Raw genomic sequence first — 23,997 nt, forward strand, 5'->3', positions numbered from 1 at the left:
CTCCACCTCGGCCGCGACGCCCGCGAAGCGATCAGCCGACAACTGCTGCCGTAACAGCAGGGCAGCGCCTCGCGGGGTAGCTGCTCGAGGGCCTCGGCGCCCGGCGACGAGGGAAGGGTCGGCGGGGGGAGAGTCCGCAGAGTAACGACGGTGTCGGTCATGCCACGTTGCCTCGCCTCGCCCGGCAAGCAACGCCGATCACCTGCGGCTTTCAGGCTCCTCACGGGGCACGCTCCGAGTGCGACTGCCTTTACCGGACAGCCGGTGGTGGTCTTCGGGCGGCCAGTGCACTGTCATTGGCACGAGCGTGCTCCATGGCGTGACACGCTGTAGCCGATCTCCGTGGGCTGCAAGCCCGCTCGGCGGCTACTTGTTCCGGATGCTGCCGCCGTCGCGGCGTGGGTGATGGTCGGATGGTGCGGTGAGTAACGGATGGGACGAGTTCGCTCCTTGGTCCGGCGCCTTGAACACTTTGACGCCCGCTTTATCGGCCAGGAGCGGATGACAGTACCCAGGCTGGATCGCTGCTGGTGCGCGGACGTGGTCTGGGGCGGGTCCGGCACCATGATCGCGTGATGCTGTGCGGTAGTCGGTGGTGGTGGATGGTGGGTCCCCTCGTGGGGATGTTGCTGGGCGTCGCCGACTCGGTTGTCAATCATGTGCCGGTGATGTTGAGCGAGGGCGGTATCGCGAGTGCTGAGCGTGGTGGCTGGTCGCGGGCCGCGGAGTTCGCCGGTTTGATCCTGGATGCCGGGTGGGCGTGGGCGGCGACGGCTGTGCTGGCGGGCTGGTGGGTGAGCCGGCACGCGCGGCTGGCGGCAGGGATGTTGCGCGGTTCTCTCGCGGGTGGACTCGCGCTGGGATTCGCCACCACGTCCTTTTACGGTGCGGAGGTGCTGTTCGACGGCATCGTCTGGTGGGGCGTGGAGTCTCGGTTCTGGTTGATTGCCGGCGTGTTGCTCGGTCCGCCGCTCGGTGTCGTCGGCGCTGCTATTCGGCTACCCGGTTCGGCCGGGGTGGTGGCCGCGCTTGTCGTCCCCGCGGGCGCGGCGTTGCAGACGGCGGTTCTGCCGCCACCGGCGGCGAGCGTGATGGCGGAGCCGGTGCGGTGGAGCGTCTGGATCGCAGCTGTGGTCGCTACCGTGTTGGTCGCACGCAGGTTCCGCACTCGCGGCGCTGTGGCGTCCCCAGCCGGTGCGGGCCGAGGCCGGCTGGGCGGCTGAGTCGACGGCTACACGATGTGACGAGAGCGAGATCCCAGCGTACAGAGTCCTCACGGACGAATGAGGATGATCGTCTTCCCCTTGATCCGCTCGGTCGGATTGAGGGCGGCGACTGCATCGTCGAGTGTTGCGACGTTGCCGATGTTGGTCCGCAGCCGTCCGTCGCGGACGCGCCGGACCACTTCATTGAGCTGGGCCCGGTCGGCTTCGACGACAAAATCGACTGCCAAGCCGTCGGCGGGCCGCGCCTCGGACGGACCGACGCTGGACACCAGCGTTCCTCCGGCGCGAACCAGCCGCGCGGATCGTTTCTGGATGTCTCCGCCGATGACGTCGAAGACCAGGTCGCCGGGAACGGCGGCCACGCTGTCTTCTACTTCGGCGTCGGACACGTCGAGTCGCTGACCGGCCCCTGATCCGACGCGCCTCACCTGCGATCCGCAGACTGCGACCAACGCCGGCGGGTTGACCGGTAGGACTTCGTGGCCGCGGAGGTGGAGCAGGTTCGCCGGCACCGAGCAAGATGGCTCGGCCCATTCTCCGAAGGGGCGGGAAATGACCGACGCTGAGCCACGCCGCCAACCAACACTGGCAACGACGGCGTCGAGTCGCCTGAAAAGGCAGCGGCGGAGTGTTCCCGAACCCGACATCCAACCGGTGTGGCCGGTGTGTCGGAGCCCCGACGACGCCAGCGGAGCGGCACCTGCGCTACGGCGCGACGGCGACCGTCTCGAAGGCGGACCAGCCGCCTTCGGTGAGCAGGGGGCCATCCTCGCTGCGGACGGCAGTGTGGGCGCCCGAGATCTCGAACAGGCCCGAATCCCCGGCCGGGGTCAGCTTCCAGGACTGTTCGGCGTCACCGGGGCGGCAGGCCTCCATGCGCAGGACGGCCTTGCGGACGTCGGTGAGGCAGGACGGGGCCCCGGCCGCGGGCGCCTTGGGTGTGGCGACGATCTGGACGGTGTTCTCGTTCGACTCCTGGCGCTTGCGGACCTTGGCCGGCGTGATCGTCATCCGGGTGGACTCGGTGACGGCGGTCCCGGTGAAGTCGACCGATCCGTCCGGGTGCGAACGCAGGTGGTGCCGGCCGCCCGCGTCGCCGGTCAGGGTGATGACGACCGGGACGCCCAGGTCGATCGCGTAGCTCTTCAACTCGGCGACGTTGGCGTCGACGAGCTTGGGTCCGGTGGGCGGGGCCGTCGATGGTTTCGTCGACGTCGGCGGTGCGGCGGACGCCGGCGGCTCCCCGCGGTCGACGAAGGTGTACTTCTCGGCGAACCGGGGCTCGCCGACCTCGGTGACGTCTGAGCGCTTCTTGTCGGCGTCCCACAGCAGGAATCCGTAATCGTTGCCGATGCTGTAGGCGGGCCGGCCGTTGGCGTCCTTACCGGTGTCGACCAGCGAGAACAGTGTTGCTTTGGTCGGCGTGCAGGCGGTGGCGACCACCGGCGCGATCGGCTCGTCCGGATCGATCTTGACGCCGAGGCAGATCTCGGGGCCGGCGTACCCCTCGTTGGTCAGCGACTGGATCATGTAGTCGACGCCCACCGGCCTCAGCAAGAATTGCGATCGCGAGCCGGTCCCGTCCGAGACGTCGAGCTCGGCGCTGCCGTCGTCCAGCATGAAGAACCGGCTCGTCGTACCCAGCCGCAGCGAGAAGCGGCGGTCGCCGGCCAGGATCGCCGTGAGCGGGTCGACGGGGGCGCTGCTCGGAGGCGCCACCGCGTCGGTCGACGCGCCCTTGCTGAGCATGTGGGTGCCGACCAGGCCGGCCGACAGCAGGGTGACCACCGCCGCGGCGGTGACCGCCACGCGGCGCAGCCGGTTACCGCGCTGAAGATGCCGCGCCGGTGGTTCGACGACGTCGTCCGGCGGTGGCGGTGGGGGCGGAGGTCCCGGCCGTACGGTCCGGGTCCGGCCCGCCAGGAGCAGATCGAGCAGCTCGCGGGCGCTCGGGCGGTGCTCCGGGTATTTGGCGAGGGCGCTCTCCACCACACTTCGCAGCGGCTCCGGCACACCCGAGGTGTCCGGCGGCTGGGTGAGGATGCGCATCGCCGTGACGGTCGGGGACTCGCCCGCGAACGGGGTGCGGTTGGTGGCCGCGTACGTGACCACGGCGCCCCACGCGAAGACATCAGCCGCCGGGGTCACCTCGGCGCCGAACGACGGGTCGAGCCGCTCCGGCGCCATGTACGCCACCGTGCCGATCATCTGATCGGTGCTGGTGTGCCGGCTCGTCGCCTCGAAGGCCCGGGCGATGCCGAAGTCGATCACCTTGATGCCGCCCAGGGCGAACAGCACGTTGCCGGGTTTGAGATCGCGGTGGATCACGCCGGCGCCGTGGATGGCGGTCAGCGCCGTGGCGACGCCGACGGCCACGCCCTGCAGGGCGGCCCCGGTGAGCGGTCCCTGCCGGTCGACCAGCGCCGTGAGGGACGGGCCGTCGACGAATTCGACCACCAGGTAGGGCGGATCGTGCTCCGGATCGGCGTCGAGCACCGCGGCGGTCGAGAACGGCGGCACCTGGCCGGCCCGGCTGACCTCACTGCGGAACCGGCCCCGGAACTCGGGGTCGTCGGCGTACTCGGACCGGACGACCTTGATGGCGACCAGGGTCTGATCGGGGGCCCGGGCCAGGAAAACGCTGCCCATGCCACCCTGACCCAACCGGGCGACCAGGTCGTAGACCCCGAGACGGGTCGGGTCGCCGGGACGCAGCGGCACGCTCATGATGTGGTCAGAGCCCGTTCTGTCAGCGGTCGCGGGGAAGGCTACCGATGCCCGCCCGCGGTGGTCAAACCCGGGTCAACGCTCGTTTCGGCCACGACAAGACTTCGCACGCGCCGCGGCGGGGTGCCGTTCCGCGCGGCGCGTGCGAAGGGATCGAGGGAGCGGGCACACGATGACACACGGGAGGTCGGCCGGGCGTGTCGGAAATCCGTCGGCAGGAGGGAGCGGAACTGCTCGCCGTGGGAGTTATGGTTTGGCGTTGCGAGCGGAGGGGGAGCGGTTGAGCACGACAGCGGCCGGTCTGTCCGCGCAGCTGGCCGAGGCTCGGCAGTTCGCCGTCGACGCGGGGCGAGGCGACCTGGCGGAGCGGCTCGAGCGGGCTTCGGCGGCGCTCGCCGAGCGCAGTGACTCCGTCGTTGCCGTGGTCGGCGAGTTCAAGCAGGGCAAGAGCAGCCTCGTCAACGCCCTGCTGCACACCGACCTGTGCCCGGTCGACGCCGATGTGGTCACCGCGCTGCCGACGATTCTGCGGTTCGCCCGTCCGCCCGCGGCCTTCCTGGTCTCGGACGGCGACCGGCGTGAGCCGATCGAGTTCGCCGAGCTGTCCAAGCACATCACCGGCAGCGACGCTGATCCGGCGCCCCGGGCGGTCGAGGCCGGCATCGACCGGCGGCTGCTCGGCGCGGGGCTTGCCGTCGTCGACACACCGGGGGTGGGCGGGCTCGACTCGGCGCAGGGCAACCTCACCCTGGCCACGCTCACCACGGCGGGGGCGGCGTTGTTCGTCACCGACGCGGCGCAGGAGCTCACGGCACCCGAGGTCGACTTCCTCCGCCGTACGCGGGAACGGTGCCCCCGCACCTTTCTCGTGCTCACCAAGACCGACCTGCACGTCGAGTGGCGTCGCATCGCGTCGATCAACGACGCTCACCTGAAACGGGCCGGCCTCGACGTGCCGATCATCGGAGTGTCGTCGTTCCTGCGGGTGCGTGCCCACGCCCGCGACGACACCGCCCTCAACGAGGAATCCGGCTTCCCGCGCCTGGTCGAGCTGCTGCGCCGCGAGATCGTCGACGCCGACCGCAGCGAACGTACCGACAGCGCCCGTGCCGAGCTCGGCTTCGTCGTCGCGCAGCTGCGTGACCGCCTCGACGCCGAGGAGTCCGCCGCCGACCCGCGCCGCGTCGAGCGCTACGCCGAGCGGGCCCGGCGCAGCGCCCAGCTGGTGACCGGCACCTGGCAGACCGTGCTGGGCGACGGCATCCAGGACCTCGCGGCCGACGTCGACCACGACCTGCGCGAACGCCTCCGGCTGATCGTCATCCGGGGCGAGCAGCTGCTGGCCGAGTCGGATCCGCGCGACACCTGGCAGGACTTTCAGGCCTGGGCCGCCCGCGAGGCCAGCCGGGCCGCCGCCGACAACCTGATGCTGCTGGTCGCCCGGGCCGAGCAGCTCGCGCGGGACGTCGCCGACCGGTTCGGGATGGAGGCGCACGACCTCAGCGCGACCCTGCCCGCCGTCGGCCCCGCGGTGCACAAGGCACGCGACCTCGAGCTCGACTTCCAGAAGTCCACCATGCAGCAGTTCCTCGGCGCGTTCACGGCGGCCCGGGTCGCGTACGGCGGCTTCTTCGTGCTCGGCGGCGTCGGAGCGCTCGTCGGTGTCGCCTGGGCGGCGCCGCTGGGCCTGCTGGCCGGGGTCGCCTTCGGCCGCCGCCTGGTCAAGGCCGAAAAGGAACGCCAGGTGCAGCAGCGCCGCCATCAGGCCGGGCAGGAACTCCGCCGGTACGTCGACGAGGTCGGCTTCCACGTCGGCCGCGACAGCCGGGAGGCCGTCCGCCGCACCCAGCGCCACCTGCGCGACGAGTTCGCCACCCGGGCACGCGAGCTGAGCCGTTCCGCCGCCGCAGCCGAGGCAGCCGTACGCGAGTCCGTGTCGCTCACCGGCGAGCAGCGCCGCACCCGGGCCGCCGCCGTGGCCGAGCAGCGCCGCCGCCTCGAGAGGCTGGCCCCGTGAGCCTGCTCGACGACACCCGGGCCCTGCTCGACCGGGCCGTGGCCGAGACCCGTGATCCGCGCCTGGCCCGGGCCCGCGGCCGCCTCGACGAGCCGCTGCGGGTGGCCATCGCGGGCAAGCTCAAGGCCGGCAAGTCCACGTTGCTCAACGCGCTGATCGGCGAGGGGCTGGCGCCGACCGACGCGGGGGAGTGCACCCGGGTCGTCACCTGGTACGCGGACGGGCCCACGTACGCCGTCACCTCGTACCTGACCGACGGCAACGCCGAGGCGCGCCCGTTCACGCGGCGCGACGGCGCCGTCCGGATCGACCTGGGCCGCCCGTCCTTCCAGGTCGAGCGGCTGGAGGTGCGGGTGCCGAGCGCGCGCCTGCGCCGCCACACCCTGATCGACACGCCCGGCATCGAGTCGCTGTCGGCCGACGTCTCCGCCCGCACGACAGCGTTCCTCGAGGCCGAGGGCGAGCACGCCACCCAGACCGACGCGGTGATCTACCTGCTGCGGCACCTGCACAGCGGCGACGTCCGCTTCCTGGAGGCGTTCCACGGCGACGACGGCGCGGGCACGCCGGTCAACGCGATCGGCGTGCTGTCGCGGGCCGACGAGATCGGCGGTTGCCGGCTCGACGCGATGACCGCCGCCGAGCGGGTCGCCGGCCGCTACGCCACCGACGAACGGCTGCGGAAGCTCTGCCCGGTCGTCGTGCCGGTGGCGGGCCTGCTCGGGGCGGCCGGGGCGACCCTGCGCGAGGGCGAGTTCCGGGTGCTGGCCGAGGTGGCGGAGCTGCCCATGGACGACATCGTCGAACTGCTGCTGACCGCCGACCGGTTCGCGGCGACCGGCGACGAGCGGCGGCGGCTCGTCACGAGGCTGGGGCTGTTCGGCGTACGGCTGGGAACGCGGTTGATCCGCGAGGGCCACGTGACCGACGCGGCCGGGCTGGCCGCGGCCCTCACCGAGAACAGCGGCATCACCCGGCTGCGGGAGGTGCTGCGCACACACATCGAGGGCCGGGCCGAGGTGCTCAAGGCTCGCAGCGCTCTGGCCGCGCTCGACGACTGCCTGCCGCCCGGCTCACCGCTGGTGGCGGAGGCCGAGCGGATCCGCGCCGGGGCCCACGAGTTCGTCGAGCTGCGCCTGCTGCACCAGCTGCGCTCGGGCCGCCTGCCCGTGGCCGACGACCGCCGGGCCGAGCTCGACCGCCTGCTCGGCGGGGCCGGCAGCGCCCCGTCCGAACGACTCGGCGTGCCCGTCGACGACGTGGTGGAGGCGGCCCGAACGGCCCAGGCCCGCTGGCAGCGCCTGGCCGAACATCCGCTCTCGGCACGGGACTTCAAGGCCGCGGCCCGAGCCGCGGCCCGCACTTGCGAAGGCATTCTGGCCGGTCAGAACCAGCAGGGGTGACCCTCCCGCTCGCCGGGCTTCGTCAGCACCGTCTGGCTGGTGCCGTCGGTCTTCATGACCACGACTGTGGGCTCCTCGTAGGTCCCGCGCACGAAGGCGATCCACTTGCCGTCCGGCGAGAACGTCGGGTCCATCTCGCGCTCGGGCGAGTCGGTGAGCCGGCGCGGCGGCGTGCTGCTGTCCTTGGCGATGATGTAGATGTCGGAGTCGTTCTTGCCGATCTGCTTGGTGTAGACGATCCAGTGGTCGTTCGGGTCGAGGGCCGGGTCGACGGCCGGCCCCATGCTCGCGTCGGTGATGCGCCGCTCGACCTTGCGGGTCACGTGCATCGCGTACAGCAGCCGGGCGCCGTCACGCTCCTGCCAGTAGACGATCGCGTCGTTGTTGGACGTCCAGACCGGGTCGTCCTTGGGATCGTCCGACGTGGTGAGCTGCTTCGGCTTGCCGCCCGCAGCCGGGACGGTGAAGAACTGGTTGACCGGGCCGACCTTCTTCACGAACACGATCTGCTGGTCGTCACCCGACCAGGAGGCCCGCCCGTTGGTCGCGCCGGACGCCAGCTTGCGGCGGTTGCTGCCGTCCGCATCCATGATCATGATGTCGCTGGTCGAGCCGGGATTGAGATGCGTGAGCACGACCTGCTTCCGGTCGTGCGACCAGCGCGGCAGCGTGTCGCCGTCGACGGTTCCGGCCAGCTGCTCGCGGGCGGTGCCGAGGCCCGGCTTGAAGAACGAGACGGTCGAGACGCGGTCGGTCTGCGAGACGGGCCCGGTGTCGACCCGGACGAGCAGCCGCGCATCGGTGGCCAGGCCGGGGATGGGGGTTCCGGCCGGCGCCGACGAGGAGGCCGGCAGGGAGGGGGGCGTCGAGCCCTGCGCCTTCTCGGCGCCGTCGCCGTTGCCCCAGTTGAGCGCCACGAGGGTTCCGGCGGTGGCGGCGATGAGCACCGCGCCGGCTGCGCCCGCGATCGCGAGGCGGCGGTTCCTCCGGCGCGGGTGGGGCGGCTCGGGGTCTGCCGGCTTGCTGATTTCGTACGGGCGTAGGCGATCAGCCGGGGGCGGGGTTCCCACTCCGGGGTCATACGGCCCTCCGACACCCGGTCCGTACGGGCGGGGTCGCTCAGCCGGAGGCGGTGTCCCCACTGGTTCGCGTGGGCGCTCGGCCGCGGGCGGTGTGCTGACCGGCTCGTACGCGCGTGGCCGCCCGGCCGGAGGCGGTGTGCTGACCGGCTCGTACGCGCGTGGACCCTGGGCCGGAGGCGGTGTTCCCGCCGGTCCATGCGGGTAGGTGTGCTCAGCCGGAGGCGGTGTTCCGACGTCAGGGGTGGTCGGGAACGTGGCCGTGGGAGCCAGCGGCGGGGTCGGCGTCGAACCCGGAACGGAAGCGGCCCCCCGGCTGAATGCGACCGGACTGCGCTGCTCGCCCTCCACCGCCTGCGTCGGCATGGCCTGAGTCGGCGTCGGATGTACACCAGCTGCCGCGACCGCCTCCGCTGAACCCTGAACATGCGGCGCGACCGATCCCGCCTCGAAGCTCCGCGACACCGGCTGGTTGTCCGGTTGCCACCCCGGCTCGACGTTCTGCTGGGCGGTTCGGGGCATCGCCCCCGTGGCTGACGTCGGCGCGGCAGCCGGCGACTCCGCGTGGTCGGCCCACGGGTCCTGTGCCTCCGGGTGCTCGGGAGCGGCGAGCGGCGCCCCCGTGGCCACGGCCGCGCCCAGGGCGATGCTGTGCTCAGGATGCGGGTCGGCCACGACCGGCCGCCCGAACTCCTCGGACAGCATCTGCGCCACCAGTGGGATCCGCGACGACCCACCGGCCAGCAGCACCGCGCTGACCTGCCCCGCGTCGACCCCGGCCCCGCGCAGAGCCCGCCGCGTGGCCGCGATCGTGTCCTCCAGGGCGGGCGAGATCATCGACTCCAGCTCGGACCGGTTGAGCCGCACCCGCGTGTGCAGCCCCGGAAGCGCGACGGGGATCGAGGTCTCGGTGTCGAAGGACAGCGCCTCCTTGGCCTCCACGCAGTCGCGCCGCAGCCGGGCCAGCGCCTCGGTCACCGCGTCGTCGTCCGGGTCGAGCCCCTGCGCCGCGCTGCCGAGCGCCCCCACGACGTGCGCGAACACCGCCTCGTCGAAGTCGGCCCCACCCAGCTGCTCGACCCCTTCGGGCTCACCCACCAGCGAGAACCCGTCCGCATCGCGCCGCAGCAACGCCACATCGAACGTCCCGCCGCCCAGGTCGTACACCAGGACGGTCTCACGCAGCGCGATTCGCCGAGCCGTCGCGTGCTGCAGCGCCGCCGCCTCCGGCTCGGTGATCAGCTTGACCGCACCCGCGTCGGCCAGCCGCACGGCCTGCGAGAACTGCTCCCGCTTGTACGGCCCCCAGTTGGCCGGATGCGTCAGCGTCAACGAGGCGGGAGCCCCGTCCCGCAGCCGGGTGACTTCATCCAGCACATGCCGCAACAGCTTGGCCGTCAACGCATGAGCCGAGAACGGCGTCCCACCCACCAGAATGGGAACCGGATCCCCGATCCGCCGCTTGAACTCCCGAGCCAGCCGCCCCGGTTCCGCCAGCCCCCGCCGCTCGGCAGCCTCCCCCAGAAGCAGCCCACCGTCATCTTTGACAAACACCAACGACGGAATCTCGGCCCGCCGCCCACCCAGCCGGACAACCTCGACCCGCCCCGCGTCATCACGCACAGCCGCCGCCGTCTGAGTAGTGCCCAGGTCGATGCCGAGCCCGTAGGTCCCCTTCACGCCGTAGATAGTCCCATCACCGATCCAGTCCCGATGCTGCCCAAACGGGTATCCCGACCAATCGGACGGCCCACACGCATTCCCCGAGCTCCCGCGACAGCTGCCGATCGATCGCGACGACGATCTCGGGATCGACGCGGGCGATCGCCTCGGCGGATCCTGTCCACGGCCCGGGGAACAGCGCCTCCGCGAACAAGCGGTTCGCGCGACGCCGGCGCAGCCCATGGTCCGAGGTCCGCGTGAGGCAGCGCGGCTTGCCCTGGACGGCCGGCACGTCGAATTCGAGCTCGGTGCAGGACACCGGCTCGTCCGGCGCCAGCGATCCGTACCGCGGTCGCCGCTCGGAAGACGGTGTCGAAAATCTGTCCCTCGGACGAGTGCCCGGTTCATCATCGGGAGAGGCAGCCCTGTCCTTGATCACTTCTGACCTGGGGAGTTCACCTTGCCGAAACCTCTGGCCCCGCGCCGATGGGTAGGTTCCAGTCATTCTCGACAACGTTGATCCCTTCATCGGCACCGCGGCGACGGATCTGCCTCCCGCCCGCGGTCTGGCCGGCACGTGGTGGTTTCCGAAGCCGCAGGTGGGCAACACCCACCCCGGGGCCACCGCGCCCTTCGGCATGGTGTCGGCCTGCGCCTACTCGGGCGCCTACCCGACCGGGTACGGGCTCTACACCAAGAACACCGAGGGCGTTCCCGAGACGATGTTCGAGCGGGTGCAGGCGTCCGGGTTCACCCATTTCCAGCAGTCCGGCACCGGGGCCATCCGTAAGTACTACAACTATGTGCGGGTCACCCCGATGGTGCAGCCGCTCGACGAGCTCGGGCAGTCGTGGCCGCTGCACGACGAGGAGGCGTCGCCGGGCTATTACGCGGCCACGCTGGGCACCGGCATCCGCAGCGAGATCACGGTGGGCGAGAAGGTCGCCGTGCACCGGTACACGTTCCCGGCGCACAGCAGCGCCCGCGTGGTCATCGACCTGTCGTGCGGCGGGCTGGCCACCGAGTTGGGCCGGACCGTTCCGCTGCGGGCCCAGATCGAAAGTATGGGGCACGGGCGCGCGCAGGGCACCGTCGTCATGGAAGGGGTGCCGCTCTCGGTGTACGCCGAGGTCGACAGCCCGGGGTGGCGGCAGATGCTGTGGTACGACCGGCGCCTGATCGACGGGGGCACCCGGCTCGACTTCGACAGCATCCGGCCCACCAACCTGCGCCCGTTCGGGCTGCTCTTCATGGGCTCGGCCCGCGCCGGGCAGACGATCGAGGTGCGGCTGGGTTTCTCGCTGCGCGGCAACGATCAGGCGCGGGCCAACCTCGTGCGGGAGTGCGGCTCGGACCGGCCGGCGTTCACCGCCGTACGCGCGAAGACCCGGGCCACCTGGCGCGAGCATCTCGGCAAGGTGCAGGTCGAAGGGGGCACACCGGCCCGGCGTACGGTGCTGTCGACCGCCTTGTACCACGCGCTCATCAAGCCCTGCTTCGCCGACGACGAGAGCCCGTTCTGGCCCGACTCCGGCCCGTACGCGTTCGACGTCTGCACCATGTGGGACATCTACAAGACGCAGATCCCGCTGTTGTCCGCGCTTGTGCCCGACCGGGCGGCCGACCTGCTCGAATCGCTCATCCGGGTGTGCGAGGAGGAGGGCAACTTCCCGATCGGCTACCGGATGGCCCGTGGCGCCGACCGGTTCTTCCGGCAGGCCAGCGCGCTCGCGCACACCGCGCTGGCCGACGCGCACGCCCTGGGCACCTCGCGCATCGACTGGGCCTGGGCTCTCGTGCACATGGTCGACGACCTGCGCCGCATGTACGGCGAGGACTTCTACGAGCACGGCGTCGTGCATCCGATCACACACACCCTCGACCTGGCGATCGGCTACCACTGCACGGCCCGGGTGGCCCGCGCGCTCAACGACCACCGGCTCGCCGCCGATCTCGAGGAGCGCAGCAAGGGCTGGGTCAACGCCTTCGACCCGGACAGCGGCCTGCTCCGGAACTCCGAGTTCTACGAGGGCGGCAAGTGGAACTACTCGTTCCGGCTGCTGCACGACATGCGCGCGCGCATCGGTCTGGCCGGCGGCGACGCCCGGTTCATCAAGAAGCTCGACCGGTTCTTCGGCTTCGGCGCCGAGACGGTCAAGCAGCCCGGCCGGCGCCCGCCCGCGGCCGAGATGGCGGCCGGCTACGCGCTCAAGCGTTTCGAGGGCCTGAACAACGAACCCGACATGGAAGCCCCCTGGGCGTACCACTACGCCGGCCGGCCCGACCGCACCGCCGAGATCGTCCACTCCGCGCTGACGTGGCAGTTCGGCACCGGGCCGGGCGGGTTGCCGGGCAACGACGATTCGGGCGGGCTGAGCTCCTGGTACGTGTGGGCGTCGCTCGGCCTGTTCCCGGTGGCCGGCCAGCATCTGTTCCTGGTCAACACTCCCGCCTTCGCCAGCGCGACCATCCAGGTGCCCGAGGGCGAGTTCCACATCGAGACCAGCGGCCACCGCGAGACCCCGATCGGCGTCGACGGCCTCGATCATGAGCCGCCACCCCTGTACGTGCAGGAAGCGACCCTGAACGGCAAACCCCTGCCCGCGAGCCACCTGAGCGCCGCCGATGTGCACCGCGGCGGCCGGTTGCACCTGCGGCTGGGTCCGGAGCCGTCGAGCTGGGGGAGTGGGAACCGCCCACCTTCCCTGTCCGATCCGCTGGAGGACACGCGTTGAACAAACCCGACCGTCGTCTTGTCATCGTGGTCCGCGCGGACCCGGTGATCTGCGGCCATTCCGGCGAGGCCCGCAACCTCGCCGAGGTCGCGCTCACCCGGGGCTTCACGGACGTCCGCCTGCTCACCTGGCCCATCCCGGTGCTGCAGGCGGCCGGTCTGCCGCTCAAACCACTCGACCGGCTGCTGCCCTACAGCGAGGGCATCACGGTCGAACGCCCGGAGGCGGTGGGCGACTACCGCGTGCCCGACGGCCGCCACATGGCCGGCCTGACCGGGCGCCTGGTCGAGCTGCTGGCCGAGCCGATACCGACAGTCTGCCTGTCGATGTATCTCGTGCCGCACCAGACCGTCGTGGTGGACGCCGTCACCGCGGCCCGGGCGGCCGGCCTCGACCCGCAGGTGCACACCATCGCCAAGGCGGTCGGCTCGGATGTCACCAACGTCATCCGCCAGTGCCTGCGGGAGGGCCGCTTCGGCGCGGCGACGGTCCTGTTCACCACGTTCCTGGCCAACGACGAGGTGGTAGCGGTCTCGGAGTACACCAAGGACGAGATCATCTCGTCGGCTCTCGAGGTGGATGCCGCGTGCGGCACGACGTTCGCCGCGCAGTGCCGCGAGCGGGTGACGGTCAGCTACCCGCCGATCGACTCGTCGGCCTACCTGGACCTCGACCCCGAGGCGGTCGACGCCGCCCTGGCCAAGCGTGGTCTCGAGCGCGACGGCTACATCCTGTTCCTGTCCCGGGTCGCCCGGGCCAAGGGCATTTACGACCTGGTCATCGCGTACGGCCAGATGCGCAGCCGCGACACCGTGAAGCTGGTGGTGGCCGGCAACGGCCCGGCGCTCGAACACGTCCAGGCGATGTCCAAGGAGGACGACCGCATCATCTTCCTCACGGACGTCGACGACGAGGAGAAGCCCCTGCTCATGCGGGGCTGCGCGGCCTACGCCCTGCCCACCAAGCCCGAACCCGACTTCGTCGAGACCTTCGGCATAGCCCTGGCCGAGAAGATGCTGGCCGGCGGCGGACCGGTCGTCACGACGCTCACGGGCGGCACCGGCGAGGCCGTCGGCGACACCGCGATCATCGTCGAGCCCGGCGACATCAACGCCCTGGCCGAGGCCCTGGACCATGCCGTTCTGGAGATGCCCGAGGCGGACAAGGCCGAGATGGCGTCCCGGGCCCTGGAGAAGGCTCTGACCTTCGACCGCAGCGCGGTCTTCGACGACCTCCTGGCCCAGGCCAAGATCTGACGAGGCGCCGCCGCGACGGGCTGGACTGGGCTGGGAGTTGACGGGACGCCGCCGCGACGGGCTGGACTGGGCTGGGAGTTGACGGGACGCCGCCGCGACGGGCTGGACTGGGCTGGGAGTTGACGGGACGCCGCCGCGACGGGCTGGAGCGGGCTGGGAGTTGACGGGACGCCGCCGCCACGGGCCGGAACAGGCCCCTGGCGGCGGCGCGCCGGATCAGGCGGGTTCGATCCAGATGTTGCGGTAGCGGACGTTCGCCCCCGGATCGCCGTGGTCCTGCAGGCGGATCGGGAGGGCGGACGGGCTTTCGGCGGCGCCGTTGCCGGTGGGGCCGTCGATCTCGATGTTGTTGTGGACGGTCACGCCGTTCCAGACGACCGTGACCCGGGCGTTCTCCGTCTTCGTCGTGCCGTTCCAGCGGGCGGCGCGGAACGTGACGTCGTAGCTCTGCCAGGTTTCCGGTGCGGTGCCGGCGTTGGTCGAGGGCGCTCGCTTCTGATAGATCGCGGCGGAGTCGTCGTTGGCCAGGGTCGCCTTCCCGTACGTGTCGAGGACCTGGAGCTCATAGCGGTCCTGCAGATAGATGCCGCTGTTGGCCCGCTGCTGCCCGGTCACGTCGGCCGGCAGATTGGGCAGCCAGAACTCGGCGTGCAGCTTGAAGTCGCCGTACGACTGCTTGGTTCTGATGTCGCCGCCCAGCACCTCGCCCGAGCCGCCGGAGACCGGCCAGGTCACCGCGCTGCCGTCGCCGTTGCGGAAGGCGTTCAGGGTGCCGCCGTCGAACAGCGTCACCCGGCTGGTGCCGTTGTGAGTCCAGCGCTGCTGGGCGACATCGGCCCACTCGTAGATCTGGACCTGCGTGCCGTCGGCGGTGGCTCCGCCGGCCACGTCGAGCACCTTGTTGGACGCCGGGTTGAGCAGCGAGCCGTTGGCCTGGGCCCGCCACACCTGGGCGGCGCTGTTGTTGCAGGTGTACAGCTGCACCTTCGTGCCGTTGGCAGTGCCGCCGTTGTCGATGTCGAGGCACTTGCCCAGCGCCCGCAGCGTGTCACCCTCGCGGGTCCAGCTCTGCGCCGTCGAGTTGTTGCAGGTGTACAGCTGCACCTTGGCCTTGTCGGCGATGCTCGCGTTGTCCACATCCAGGCACTTACCGCCGATGCCCGTCACCGTGCCTGTCTTGTTGGTGGCGCCTGTGGACAACGAGCCGACAGTCAGGCTGTCCAAGTTGACGTGGCCGATGTCGCCGGTGTCGACGCGGTACGAGACGGTGTTGCCGCCGGCTCGCAGTGTGGCCGTGTCGTTCAGGTTGGCCCAGGTGTCCCAGTTCCCGGTGTCGGCCAGGCTGACCTGCTTCACCTTGGCGCCGTTGACGTGGAGGCTGATCGTCTTGGCGCCGGCCGACGGGTTGGGGCCGTTGCTGAAGCGCAGCGCCGTCGGGTAGGCGCCGGCCGTGGGCACGTTGACCGTGAAGGTGGTCGCCGCGCCGACCGCGTTGTGCCCGGCCGAGAAGCCGGTGCCGGTGTAGCCGGGGTGGTCGCTGGCCACCGACGTGCCGGGGCTGAGCCCGGAGAACTCGGCCTCGACCCGGTCCGACTTCAGCGTCGTGCCGTTGGCCAGGCTGTTGAGCGTGTACCAGGCTTCGGTGCTCCACAGCGAGTTGTTCGAGGCTGAGGTGAACGGGCGCGGCGAGCGGACGTGTACCACCCGGCCCGGCTTGAGGCCGGCCAGCTTCAGTGTCACCTTGAGCTTGTCGGTCGACAGGGTGGCTGACGACACCGACAGCGTCTCCTCATCGACCTTCGGTCCGCCGTAGGCCGGCGTGGGGACGTACCGCCACTGCTTGGCGCGGTACCGGCCGGCCAGGTTGGCCGCGGTGGCGTCCGAGACGGGCTGCGTGTACTCGAACTCGAAGCCGTCGGCGATGGCGCGCATGGCCTTGATGTCGAAGACGCTCGCCGAGTTCGGCGCCAGCTTCTGCAGGCCGTACGTCAACTTGCCTTCCTGCCCCCAGTTGCCGCCCGCGCCGAGCCCGCCGACGTAGAGCGCGCCGTCCGGGCCCTGGTTCAGCCGCAGCACACCCATCTCGAGCCCCTGCGTCAGCCGGAACACCGCGCCCTGGTATTGGCCGTTGACCTTCTCCAGGTACGCGCGCTGGATCCCGCCGTACGTGACGTCGCCGAACAGCATCTGACCCGAGTACGGGCCGGAGTTCAGCATCAGCGGCGTGCTCGGCGAGTTGGCGATCTCGTTCTGCGGCAGCCACAGCACGGGCTGGGTGACCGGCTGCTGGTCGAACGGGCCGTCCGGGTTGGTGTAGTGGCCGAAGAAGCGGTCCTGCTTGACCTGCAGCAGTTTCGAGGAGGGCAGCCAGCCGCCCTGGTTGTCGAGCACGAAGATGTCGCCGTCGGGCCCGAAGGTGAGGCCGTTCGGGGTGCGCAGGCCGCCCGCGATGTACTGCACCGCTCCGGTCGTACGGTTGATCTTCAACGTGGTGCCGCGGTTCGGCGAACCTTGCGGCTCGGTGGTCGCGCCACCCAGGTTGATCGAGACGGACAGGTTCAGATAGAAGAAGCCGTCCTGGTAGAGCAGGCCGAACGCGAACTCGTGGAAGTTGCCGTCGAACGGCCACGTCGCGACCCGGCGGTACTGGTCGATCGTGCCGTCGCCGTTGGTGTCGTTGAGCTCGGTCAGCTCGTGCTTCTGGGACACGTAGATCTTGCCGTCGACGATCTTCAGGCCCATCGGCTCCCGCAGCCCGGTGGCGATCTTCTTGTACGTGACCTGGCTCGGCGACGTGTTGCCGGTGACCCCGCTGAGGACGTAGACCTCGCCCGCCACCGCTTCGCTGCCACCCCAGGTGGCGATCGCGAGCCGGCCGTCGGGGAACCAGTCCATGGCGCTGACCTGCGGGTTGAAGCCGGACGGGCGCAGGTTGGTGAGCGTGTAGCCGGGGTGCACCCCGGTCAGCGGCAGCCCGTCGCCCGGGCTGTCGCCGGCGGTCTCGCACTCCTTGCGGCCGGGCGCGGTCACCCGCACCACGCCGGCGTCGGTGCTCAGCACGTTCGCCGGCACCACCGTGTACGCGGTGGCGCCGGGCGGCCGCCACTCGAGCGTGAGCTGCTGGCCGCCGTCGCGCTCGAAGTAGTCGATGGTGAGGGCGTGGTAGCCGGTGGTGAGGCTGACCGAGCCCTCCTTGGCGGTGGCTCCGTGGGCGCCGTCGTGGTCGATGACAGTCGCGCTGTCGATCCGCAGCCGTGAGCCGTCGTCACTGGTCAACCGGAAGCCGTACGTGCCGGCGGTTGTGATGTTGACGTTGCCGAGCACCTCGGACTGGAAGCGGTCCTCGAGGCCGAAGTCGGCCGCGGTCGTCCAGTTGATCGTCGAGAGCTTCTTGTCGATGTTGGGGGTCTGGCCGGGTTTGAGCGTGCAGAGCGAGTCACGCGAGACCTGCAAATCGAACGTGCGCAGGGTGATGCCGGGCTCCTGCGGAGGTGGAGCAGCTGCCGCGGCAGCGGGGAGGGCGGGCAACAGGCCCGCGAGAGTAGTGACGGTGAGCAGCGCCAGCTGTTTCTTCATCGGACCGTCCAGGCTTCGACAGGGATCGATGCCAGCACGCTAGGCCGACTTCTGCATGTGGGTCCATAACTTTGGCGTAATTATCGAAAAGTCTTGTTATTTGTTTTGAAACTTGCCTGTTACTTCCGCGTCGGCTTGCCCCAACGGCCGGTCACCGTCCGCAGTGGGCACACGCGCCGGGATCGCAGGCGGCAATCCGTGCTGGCGATCAGCAGAGCCACACCCCAGATGACGTACGCGGACATGGCAGCGGCCAGGACGCGTCGGAAACTCGCTGTCCGAGCCCGACGCCAGTTGCACGAAGCCCAACGATCGGAGTCAGCTTGATCGTGGCGGCCAGGCCGATGCCGATGCCTGCCGAATTAGGCGACGAGGCCCGTTCCGGCCCGGCAGCACGACGCCCACGCGAACTGAGCGGGCGCCGCGCAGTCAGGGGTTCAGGAAGTCGTCGCCGAGTAGGGAGCGCAGGCGGGACAACGCGCGGGTGTCTCGCATCTTCACCGCCGACGCCGAGATGCCCAGGATCGAGGCCACGGTGTCGACGCTGTGGTCCTCGGCGTGGCGCAGCACCAGCACGGCTCGGTCGTCGACGGTCAGCTGGGCCAGCGCGTCGACCAGGGTGAGGTGCAGGTCGGGGCCACCGCCGACATCGGCCCCGTCCGGCTGGTCGGGCATCTCGGCCAGCACGATCTCGGAGCCGCTGCGTCGCTTGTGCTGGTCGAACACCAGGTTCATCAGCACCCGGCGGCTGTAGGCGTCCAGGTTCGTGCCCGTGCGGATTCGCTTCCAGACCACGTACATCTTGGTGAAGGTCTGCTGGGTCAGATCCTGTGCCAGGTGCCAGTCCCGGCACATCAGGTACGCGCTGCGCCGTAGCCGGGTGGCCGTCGACTCCACAAAGGCCGTGAACTCGCGATCCTGGGTCGTTCTGGTCGACTGCTGTTCCGCTGGACGGGACGCCGTCACGGTGTCCGTCACTGGACGCCCCCGACCGCGGCGCCCACCGGGCAGATGCGACCGACGATGTCCTGCACGCCGCTTCTCGCCGCGTAGCCGGACTGGAAGGCCGTGAATTGTGCGGCGTCCACCAGGCGCACGCGGAACGACTCGGGCAGATCCTTGGGACTCACCGCGTCGACGAAGTCGGGGCTGTCCGCCCACAGCCGGCGGAATTTCTCGTACGCCGTCGATCGGCTCTCGAAGACTACGGTGGCGACCCGCGGATCGTTGCCGAGCGCCGACGCCAATGCCGCCTGCTTTGGGACGCTCGTGTCCGATTTCAGGAAGATGGCCACGTCGGTGGCGTCCCTCTCCACCGGATCGACCGAGCACGACGGCGCAGCCGGAGGCCGCATGGCCGCCGCGACGGTCAACGCCGGCTCCGCCTGGGACGGCAGGTTCAGCCCCGCCACGATTCCCAGCACAGCCAGTACGCCCCCGGCCGCCCCCGCCACCTGCCGGCGTCGCCGCCGCACCTGCCCACCCCGCGCGATGGCCGCGTTCGCCATCACCGCCGGATCGGCTCCCGGATCGTCGTCGACCGCCCGCTCGAAGTGCTCCCGCAGATCCACAGCCTGCTCTCCCATCCACTTGATCAGTCCTTCAGCAGATAGGACCGGTCAGCCTCCCGTTCCGGTCACATCGTTGCCGCGCGCACGGACCAGCGCTCGCAAAACGCGCCCCGGGCCACCGATCAGGCGGGGGCATGCCGGCTGACATGCACGTGGAAAGGATCGAGCCCGACCTCGGCCCGCCGCTGGTGGGGTGTTCCTGTCCGCCGGCATGCTGGCGTTCACCTGCGGTGGAGTGGTGGCGAGCGACCCTGCCGGTCACGGATGACGGTGCAGCGGTGACGTGTCGCCGACGAGCCAGAGATGCCCGAAGGGGTCGAAGAACCCACCCTGCCGATGCGGGCCCCACGGCATGGCGTGATCCCGCACCGGATCGTGATACTCCGCCCCCGCCGCGGCCGCCCGCTCGGCGAACTGATCCGGATTGTCGACGAAGACCTCGACCCGGACGGTCGTGGTGCCGGCCGAAACGGGCGTGGCCCACCGATTTTTCGCCGGCTCGGCCAGGAAGAACGGCGCGCCCTCGATCTCCAGCCCGACCACCGACCCGAGGTTCCACAGCTCCACGGCGCCCAGAGCCCGTTGATACCAGGCCGACGCCGCCGCAGCATCCGGCACCGCGACCATGGCTGAGATAGTCGTCATCGGCCGCACGATACGCGTCCTCGGTTCGCCCGCTGGCACGTTCTTCGCGATCTATGGAAGGCCGTGAGTCCGGGGTTCAGTACGAGCGTGCGCCAGTAGTGAGGAGCGGTCATCTTTCATGCCGTGCGCCCTACCGGACGAGTTCGGGTAATGCGGGGCTTCAGGACGAATCGCGGGCGAGCAGGCCGTCGACGAGGAGTTGGAGCATGCGGAAGGCCTGGTCGACATCGGCGGCGGCGAGCATGATGCCGGCCATGCTGGCCGAGACGTCGGGTGGGTGGATGTCGGTGCGCAGAGTGCCGTCGGCCCGGCCGGCCTCGAGGAAGGTGGCGATGGCGCCGTTCAGGTGTTCGCGGGTGTTGCCGGACGTGATGGCGCCGCTGGCTATCACGGCCCGCAGGGCTTCGGCCATGCCGTGCTTGGTGGCCACGAACTCCTGGTAGCGGCGCATCCATTCGCGCAGCGCTTCCGGTGGGGAGTGGTCGGCCAGCAGCGTCGGGGCCAGGGCTGAAAGGCGGGTCAGTTCGCTGCGGTAGACCTCTTCGACCAGGGCTTCGCGGGAGGGGAAGTTCCGGTAGAGCGTGCCGACGCCGACGCCGGCCTCTTGCGCGATGGTTTCAATCTTCACGGGGTCGGGGCCGGTGGTGAAGGCGCGCGTCGCCGCCTCGATGATGCGCTCGCGGTTGCGCCGGGCGTCCTTGCGCGCGCCGGGACGCCGCTCGGTGTCGGGAACCGGAATCACCATCCCTGAGCAGAAGCGGAATCGATTCCGTTTCTGCTACGGTCGAGTCGAAGTAAGCGGAATCGGTTCCGCTTGCGGCCATCCTAGGGGGTCGTCATGAGCACGCGCGGGAAGCTCGGCCAGTACGACGTGCTGCGCGTCGGTTTCGGCGCCATGCAACTGGAACACGCCGACCGGGGCGACGCCGTCACGATTCTGCGCCGGGCGGTCGAGCTCGGCGTCGACCACCTCGACACGGCCCAGTTCTACGGGCCGGGCACGGTCAACGAGCTGATCCGCGAAGCTTTGCACCCGTACGCCGACGGGCTGCGGATCGCCACCAAGGTCGGCGCGGTCATCCATCCGACCGAGCGGCTGGCCGCCGCCCAGAAGCCTGCCGAGCTGCGGGCCGCGGTCGAGCAGAACCTGCGGACCCTGGGCGTCGATCAGGTCGCCGTCGTCAATCTGCGCCGGGCCGACAGGGCGCCGGGAATCATCGCCACCGGTGATCAGTCCGTCGACCTCGACAGCCAGCTGGCCGAGCTGGTCGCGCTGCGTGACGAGGGCAAGATCGGCGCGATCGGGTTGAGTCACGTCAGCCTGGCCCAGCTGCGGCAGGCGCTCCCGGCCGGCATCGTGTGCGTACAGAATCTCTACAACGTGCTCACCCGCGAGCACGAGGACGTGCTTGTCGAGTGCGCCGCGCGGGGCATCGCCTGGGTGCCGTACTTCCCGCTGGGGTCGGCCTTCGACCGCATTCCCAGCGTCACCGCGCACCCGGTGGTCGTCGCTCAGGCGGAGCGCCTCGGCATCACCCCGGCTCAGGTGGGGCTGGCCTGGCTGCTCGGGCACAGCCCGGCCACGCTGCTGATCCCGGGCACCCGCGACCTCGGCCACCTGGCCGACAACATGGCCGTCACCCGCATCGAACTCGACCGCGAGGCCACGGAGGCCCTGAACGCGCTGGCATGAGGATCCGCGCCGCGGGAAGACCCGCGCCTCGTCACGGCGGGCAGGCGGCGCGTGAAGACCCAGTGTCCAGCGGGGGCGGGTGAGCACCCCCCGTCGCGTGCAGCGTGTGAGGACCTCGCGTCGCGTGGCGGTCAGGTGAGCACCCCGCGTCGCGTGCAGCGTGTGAGGACCTCGCGTCGCGTGGCGGTCGGGTGAGACCCCGTGCCGTGTTGCGGTGGGCAGGCGGCGTGTGAGGACCCGCGTCGTGTGGCGGCGGGTGAAGACGCGCCGCATCACGGCGGGCGGCGGCGGGCGGTCAGACCTCGGTGAACTCGCCGAGCGGGCCGTGGAGGCGGTCGGCGTGGACGGTCAGGAACGGCTTGCGGGTCATGCCGAGGGCCTTCATGCGGGCGGCCATCGGGTGATCGTCGTCCAGGCGTACGCGGAAAGCGCCCCGCCCCAGACGCGCCCCCGACAGCTGCATCGGCACCTGGCCGCGTAGCAGGCGCCCGGCCTGGGCGCCATGGTCGAGATAGGACCAGGCCGGCAACGCGGACTGCACGGCGAACGGCAGCCGCACCCGGCCGTGGCGGAAGGACGCGCGCACGACCTCGGTGGCCCGGTCGCGCACCACGACGTCGGTCTCCATCTTCGAGAAGCGCAGGTCGGCGTCCATCAGCCACTTCGGCAGGGCCCAGAAGTCCTGGCCCGCCTCGCGGGTGAAGGCGCCCGTGACGGGCAGGTCGACCATGTGCAGGCCAGGCGGGCCGGACGGGCCGCGCACGAGCAGGCCCACGCCCACCTCGTCGTACGACTTGAGGGCGAACTCGTCGTAGTGGATGCACATGATCATGGTGATGGCGCGGCCGAACACCGAGAACGGGCGCAGCGGGGTGCCGGCCAGCACCGAACGGGCCTGTTCGGACCGGGCCGTGAAGACCGCGGCGGTGAACCGGGCCGACGTGATCTGCACCGGGAGGGTGACTTTCTCGCCCTGCAGGGTCCACACACCGTCGCCGATCCGTTCCGCCATGCGGCGACCCTACCGTCCGGCGGGTGGCCGGGCCGAGCCTGAAGTGGTAGGGCTTCGGTATGTCGATGACGACAGTGGGAGTTCTGCGCGAGACCGCCAGCCGCGAACGCCGCGTGGCGCTGACCCCGGACGGCGTCGCCCGCCTACGACGCGGCGGCGAGTTCCGGGTGCTGGTCGAGGCGGGCGCGGGCCGCCCGGCCTGGTTCGACGACCGGGCGTACGCCGAGGCGGGCGCCGAGATCGGGTCGAGACAACAGGTGTACGACGAGAGCGAGGTGCTCCTGGTCGTGCGGCCGCCCGACGACGTGGCCGGGGTCCCGCCCGGCCGCATCCTGATCGGGCTGCTCGATCCGCTCGGCGACCCCGCGCTGGCCGGGACGCTGGCCGGTCAGGGGATCACGGCGATCAGCCTCGACCTGCTGCCGCGCACGCTGAGCCGGGCCCAGCCGATGGACGCGCTCACCTCTCAGGCCAATGTGGCCGGTTACAAGGCCGCGCTGCTGGCCGCCGAGGCGTACGGCGGGTTCTTCCCCATGCTCGTCACGGCGGCCGGCACGACCCGGCCGGCCCAGGTGCTCGTGCTGGGCGCGGGCGTCGCCGGGTTACAGGCCCTGGCCACCGCGCGGCGGCTGGGGGCGCAAGTCACCGGGTACGACGTCCGCGAGGCTGCCCGGGCCGACATCGCCTCCACCGGCGCCGCCGTGCTGGAGCTCGGCAGCGGTCAGAACACCGACGACGGGTACGCCCGGCAGCTCGGCGACGACGAGGCGGCGCGGCAGCTGTCGGCCCTGACAGCGGCCGTGCCCCGGTTCGACGTGGTGATCACGACCGCGAAGGTGCCGGGCGGCCGCTCGCCGTTGCTGGTCTCCGACGAGGCCCTGGCCGCGATGAAGCCGGGCTCGGTGGTGATCGACCTCGGCGGGAACGTGGCCGGGGCGGCGGCCGACACCCGGGCCGTGACCGACCACGGCGTCACGGTGATCGGCGCGCCCAACCTGGCCTCGACCGTGCCGGTGGCGGCGTCCACCGCGTACGCGCGAAATGTCGTGGCCCTTCTCGGCGGCCTCCTACCCGACGGTCGTCTGCCCAGCGATAGCACCGACGAGGTCCTGGCGGCGGTGCTGGTCACGCACGACGGCGAGGTGGTGCACCCCCGCCTGCGCGACGTTCAAGTGGGCGGCGTTGGTGAGCGTGACGTTCAAGTGGGCGGCGTTGGTGAGCGCGACGTTCAAGTGGGCGGCGTTGATGAGCGCGACGTCCAAATGCGCGGTGTTCATGAGCGCGACGTTCAGGAGAGCGACGTTCAGGAGGAGACCCGATGAGTCCGCTGCTGCTGGCCGATCTGACTGTTTTCACGCTCGGGTTGCTGGTCGGTTTCGAGGTGATCAGTAAGGT

At 70.8% G+C, this 23,997-nt stretch carries 17 protein-coding genes; 7 read left to right on the forward strand and 10 right to left on the reverse strand.

Annotation, left to right across the window (positions count from 1 at the left end; genetic code table 11):
* Nucleotides 1-623: 623 nt before the first annotated feature.
* Nucleotides 624-1,223 carry a DUF6518 family protein gene (locus LXN57_RS46565; RefSeq protein WP_251804749.1) on the forward strand — a complete coding sequence of 200 codons (600 nt, stop codon included), beginning with the start codon at nucleotides 624-626 and terminating at the stop codon, nucleotides 1,221-1,223.
* Between the two features lie 50 nt (nucleotides 1,224-1,273).
* Here LXN57_RS46565 and LXN57_RS48140 read toward each other — a convergent pair whose 3' ends face one another.
* Nucleotides 1,274-1,993, reverse strand: a complete 720-nt coding sequence (locus LXN57_RS48140) for a zinc-binding dehydrogenase (protein ID WP_308206714.1) — start codon at nucleotides 1,991-1,993, stop codon at nucleotides 1,274-1,276.
* On the reverse strand, nucleotides 1,932-3,953 hold the full coding sequence (locus LXN57_RS46575; protein ID WP_251804751.1) for a serine/threonine-protein kinase: 2,022 nt from the start codon (nucleotides 3,951-3,953) through the stop codon (nucleotides 1,932-1,934). Before LXN57_RS46575 ends, LXN57_RS48140 begins: the two co-directional genes overlap by 62 nt.
* Nucleotides 3,954-4,233: 280 nt before the next feature.
* Between LXN57_RS46575 and LXN57_RS46580 the strand changes: the two genes are divergently transcribed.
* Together LXN57_RS46580 and LXN57_RS46585 are read left to right on the forward strand one after the other, a co-directional pair.
* The gene (locus LXN57_RS46580; RefSeq protein ID WP_251804752.1) at nucleotides 4,234-5,970 is read left to right on the forward strand and encodes a dynamin family protein; all 1,737 of its coding nucleotides are present in this window, start codon (nucleotides 4,234-4,236) and stop codon (nucleotides 5,968-5,970) included.
* A complete protein-coding gene (locus tag LXN57_RS46585; RefSeq protein ID WP_285904766.1) occupies nucleotides 5,967-7,373 on the forward strand; it encodes a dynamin family protein in 1,407 nt (468 codons plus the stop codon). The genes LXN57_RS46580 and LXN57_RS46585 overlap by 4 nt, the downstream gene beginning before the upstream one ends.
* On the opposite strand, the gene LXN57_RS46590 is transcribed toward LXN57_RS46585, so the two are convergent.
* Both LXN57_RS46590 and LXN57_RS46595 read right to left on the reverse strand, forming a co-directional pair.
* Complete coding sequence (locus LXN57_RS46590; RefSeq protein WP_251804753.1) at nucleotides 7,355-10,132, reverse strand: Hsp70 family protein; 2,778 nt, start codon at nucleotides 10,130-10,132, stop codon at nucleotides 7,355-7,357. The genes LXN57_RS46585 and LXN57_RS46590 overlap by 19 nt on opposite strands.
* Nucleotides 10,133-10,148: 16 nt before the next feature.
* A complete protein-coding gene (locus LXN57_RS46595) occupies nucleotides 10,149-10,433 on the reverse strand; it encodes a hypothetical protein (RefSeq protein WP_251804754.1) in 285 nt (94 codons plus the stop codon).
* Between the two features lie 184 nt (nucleotides 10,434-10,617).
* Here LXN57_RS46595 and LXN57_RS46600 point away from each other — a divergent pair, with 184 nt between their 5' ends.
* On the forward strand, nucleotides 10,618-12,849 hold the full coding sequence (locus tag LXN57_RS46600) for a GH92 family glycosyl hydrolase (protein ID WP_285904767.1): 2,232 nt from the start codon (nucleotides 10,618-10,620) through the stop codon (nucleotides 12,847-12,849).
* Nucleotides 12,846-14,105: a glycosyltransferase gene (locus LXN57_RS46605; protein WP_251804755.1), complete on the forward strand. Its 1,260-nt coding sequence runs from the start codon at nucleotides 12,846-12,848 to the stop codon at nucleotides 14,103-14,105. Before LXN57_RS46600 ends, LXN57_RS46605 begins: the two co-directional genes overlap by 4 nt.
* A 216-nt stretch (nucleotides 14,106-14,321) precedes the next feature.
* Here LXN57_RS46605 and LXN57_RS46610 read toward each other — a convergent pair whose 3' ends face one another.
* The 5 genes from LXN57_RS46610 to LXN57_RS46630 all read right to left on the reverse strand — a co-directional run bounded on the left by LXN57_RS46610 (nucleotide 14,322) and on the right by LXN57_RS46630 (nucleotide 20,642).
* Nucleotides 14,322-17,681, reverse strand: a complete 3,360-nt coding sequence (locus LXN57_RS46610) for a 3-keto-alpha-glucoside-1,2-lyase-like domain-containing protein (RefSeq protein ID WP_251804756.1) — start codon at nucleotides 17,679-17,681, stop codon at nucleotides 14,322-14,324.
* A gap of 429 nt (nucleotides 17,682-18,110) precedes the next feature.
* Entirely contained in the window at nucleotides 18,111-18,659 is a 549-nt protein-coding gene (locus LXN57_RS46615) for a SigE family RNA polymerase sigma factor (RefSeq protein WP_251804757.1), read from the reverse strand.
* The gene (locus LXN57_RS46620; protein ID WP_251804758.1) at nucleotides 18,656-19,267 is read right to left on the reverse strand and encodes a permease-like cell division protein FtsX; all 612 of its coding nucleotides are present in this window, start codon (nucleotides 19,265-19,267) and stop codon (nucleotides 18,656-18,658) included. Before LXN57_RS46620 ends, LXN57_RS46615 begins: the two co-directional genes overlap by 4 nt.
* A 243-nt stretch (nucleotides 19,268-19,510) precedes the next feature.
* Entirely contained in the window at nucleotides 19,511-19,897 is a 387-nt protein-coding gene (locus tag LXN57_RS46625) for a VOC family protein (RefSeq protein WP_251804759.1), read from the reverse strand.
* A gap of 160 nt (nucleotides 19,898-20,057) precedes the next feature.
* Complete coding sequence (locus LXN57_RS46630) at nucleotides 20,058-20,642, reverse strand: TetR/AcrR family transcriptional regulator (protein ID WP_251804760.1); 585 nt, start codon at nucleotides 20,640-20,642, stop codon at nucleotides 20,058-20,060.
* A gap of 93 nt (nucleotides 20,643-20,735) precedes the next feature.
* Between LXN57_RS46630 and LXN57_RS46635 the strand changes: the two genes are divergently transcribed.
* Entirely contained in the window at nucleotides 20,736-21,590 is an 855-nt protein-coding gene (locus tag LXN57_RS46635) for an aldo/keto reductase (RefSeq protein ID WP_251804761.1), read from the forward strand.
* Nucleotides 21,591-21,885: 295 nt separating this feature from the next.
* On the opposite strand, the gene LXN57_RS46640 is transcribed toward LXN57_RS46635, so the two are convergent.
* Entirely contained in the window at nucleotides 21,886-22,602 is a 717-nt protein-coding gene (locus LXN57_RS46640; protein WP_251804762.1) for an acetoacetate decarboxylase family protein, read from the reverse strand.
* Between the two features lie 65 nt (nucleotides 22,603-22,667).
* Between LXN57_RS46640 and LXN57_RS46645 the strand changes: the two genes are divergently transcribed.
* A complete protein-coding gene (locus LXN57_RS46645) occupies nucleotides 22,668-23,924 on the forward strand; it encodes an NAD(P) transhydrogenase subunit alpha (protein ID WP_251804763.1) in 1,257 nt (418 codons plus the stop codon).
* The last annotated feature ends 73 nt before the right edge of the window (nucleotides 23,925-23,997 follow it).

Source organism: Paractinoplanes hotanensis (genome assembly GCF_023717965.1).
Classification (GTDB): Bacteria; Actinomycetota; Actinomycetes; order Mycobacteriales; family Micromonosporaceae; genus Actinoplanes; species Actinoplanes polyasparticus.

Bases quoted from the DNA above. Each gene is read 5' to 3' on its own strand.
- LXN57_RS46630 (WP_251804760.1), bottom strand. From the start codon at position 20,642: ATGGTGATTCCGGTTCCCGACACCGAGCGGCGTCCCGGCGCGCGCAAG.
- LXN57_RS46635 (WP_251804761.1), top strand. From the start codon at position 20,736: ATGAGCACGCGCGGGAAGCTCGGCCAGTACGACGTGCTGCGCGTCGGT.
- LXN57_RS46640 (WP_251804762.1), bottom strand. From the start codon at position 22,602: ATGGCGGAACGGATCGGCGACGGTGTGTGGACCCTGCAGGGCGAGAAA.
- LXN57_RS46565 (WP_251804749.1), top strand. From the start codon at position 624: ATGTTGCTGGGCGTCGCCGACTCGGTTGTCAATCATGTGCCGGTGATG.
- LXN57_RS48140 (WP_308206714.1), bottom strand. From the start codon at position 1,993: ATGGCCCCCTGCTCACCGAAGGCGGCTGGTCCGCCTTCGAGACGGTCG.
- LXN57_RS46610 (WP_251804756.1), bottom strand. From the start codon at position 17,681: ATGAAGAAACAGCTGGCGCTGCTCACCGTCACTACTCTCGCGGGCCTG.
- LXN57_RS46575 (WP_251804751.1), bottom strand. From the start codon at position 3,953: ATGAGCGTGCCGCTGCGTCCCGGCGACCCGACCCGTCTCGGGGTCTAC.
- LXN57_RS46620 (WP_251804758.1), bottom strand. From the start codon at position 19,267: ATGGGAGAGCAGGCTGTGGATCTGCGGGAGCACTTCGAGCGGGCGGTC.
- LXN57_RS46625 (WP_251804759.1), bottom strand. From the start codon at position 19,897: ATGACGACTATCTCAGCCATGGTCGCGGTGCCGGATGCTGCGGCGGCG.
- LXN57_RS46645 (WP_251804763.1), top strand. From the start codon at position 22,668: ATGACGACAGTGGGAGTTCTGCGCGAGACCGCCAGCCGCGAACGCCGC.